Annotated in this window: 2 protein-coding genes; both read right to left on the minus strand. The window is 38.7% G+C overall.

All coding sequences use genetic code 11. From position 1 onward, the window contains the following. On the minus strand, positions 1–932 hold a 932-nt coding region (gene hflK / locus L652_RS0102305; RefSeq protein WP_024603248.1), incomplete at its 3' end, for an FtsH protease activity modulator HflK. A gap of 494 nt (positions 933–1,426) precedes the next feature. Beyond that, positions 1,427–1,853: Na+/H+ antiporter NhaA (locus L652_RS0102310; protein WP_024603249.1), on the minus strand; the 427-nt coding region annotated here is incomplete at its 5' end.

A 1,853-nucleotide genomic window follows, 5' to 3' on the forward strand; every position in this document is an offset into this window, starting at 1 on the left:
TGTCCTTTTAGTGACGTTAAATTGAGTAAAGGTAATACACCGCGTGCTTCGCTATCGATAATAATTTTATTTTTTATCGTTGGCATAACATCAGTCATTGTTTCTATATATATTCGTCTGCGTGTTACCTCAGGTGCCAGTTGGTACTGTGCAAACAGCGCATTAAAACGCAAAGCGTCGCCTTCAGCTTCATTAACTCGCTTAAGGCGATAACCGTCAGCCTCTCTTATTCGTTGGTCGCGCTCCCCCTCAGCAAGCGGAATAACGCGGTTATATTCGCGACGCGCTTCGTTAATCAACTTTTCTTTTTCTTGTTGAGCCTGATTAACTTCATTGAACGACCCTTGTACTGGTACGGGTGGGTTAATATTTTTTAGTTGAACCTGATCAATACTAATTCCCATTACATATTTGGTTGCCAATGCCTGCATTTTTTGTAATGCCTCAATTTCAATCCCTTGCCTGCCAATGGTAATTACTTCATCTACAGTTCTATCGCCTACAACTTCACGCATAACTGATTCAGACACGTATCGTAAAGTGCCTGCCGGGTCGCGCACCTCAAATAAGTACTTTTGGGGATCGGCTATCCGATATTGAATTACCCATTCAATCAGCGCAGTGTTTAAATCGCCAGTTACCATTTGGGTTTCTTCGCGTTGATTTGTTGCAGGTGAAATTTTTGGCGCAAATGAGCGAATATTATTTTCAGGATTAATATTTTGATCTGGGTCTGAGGCTCCAGGAGTCGAAAAACCAAACTCCTGCTTTAGTTGCCGCTTAGTAGGCACTATTGTGACGTGATCAACACCTAATGGGATTTTTACATGTAAGCCCGCAGGCAGAATTTCTTGAAACTTACCAAACCTTAATACCAAAGCAACTGAATCACTGGGAACGGTATAGACTGCGCTATAGCCTGTAGCAATCAATCCCAAAAACAATACTATGGTTAAACTTGTGCTAAATTTTCCACTCAGCAACTTCTTATACTTTTTAAACGCACCGCTCATCACTTTATCGATATCTGGCGGACCGCTTTTACTTTTAGAATTTGGATTATTTTCGTTTTGTGTAGAAATAATATTTTCCTTTTTAAGAAACCAAAAATATGGAGCCTTATTACTACTTTAGATTGTCATAAGCCCTAGCGTGCTTCGCAATCTAGGTGATAACTTCCTCTGTATAATTTAAGGGTAATAATTTAGGGGTAATGATTTAAGAAATAGTTTTAAGATTTGAATTCATGCACTTATAGATTAATTTAAAGCCAAAAAATCTTTATAAGACATTAGCGTATTTATTTTAATTGGTCTGTTCGCTACAACACATAGCTTGTTTTAACTAATAGGTTTAATTGATAAATAAAGGGTTAAGTACAACTAATGAGTACACATTATTGAATACCCATTAACCCCTTCACGCCCTATTTTGGCGTTGAATTAATTGATTTATTGCTCTTTTTTGAGGCAACCACTCGAATATATAAAACCCCAAGTATTGCAGAAAGAACCGAAGCCACTAAAACCGATGTTTTTGCGTTATGAAGATGCTCGGCTTGCCCATCAAACCCCAACGTAGCAATAAAGGTAGACATGGTGAATCCAATCCCAGCGATAAGTGAAGCACCAATAACATGTTGAAGATTAATGCCCTTAGGCAAGCAACCTATTTTGTAGCGTAAAGCAAGCCAACACGCACCCGAAATACCAATAAACTTACCAACAACAAGACCACTAATAATACCTAAGCCAACGGAATCACTGAGGCTTTCAACAAATGAACTAAAGTTAAAAACCACACCCGCATTAACTAAAGCAAATAGCGGTAAAATAAACAGTGCGACAGGCAGG

Source organism: Pseudoalteromonas sp. TB25 (assembly GCF_000497995.1).
GTDB lineage: Bacteria > Pseudomonadota > Gammaproteobacteria > Enterobacterales > Alteromonadaceae > Pseudoalteromonas > Pseudoalteromonas distincta.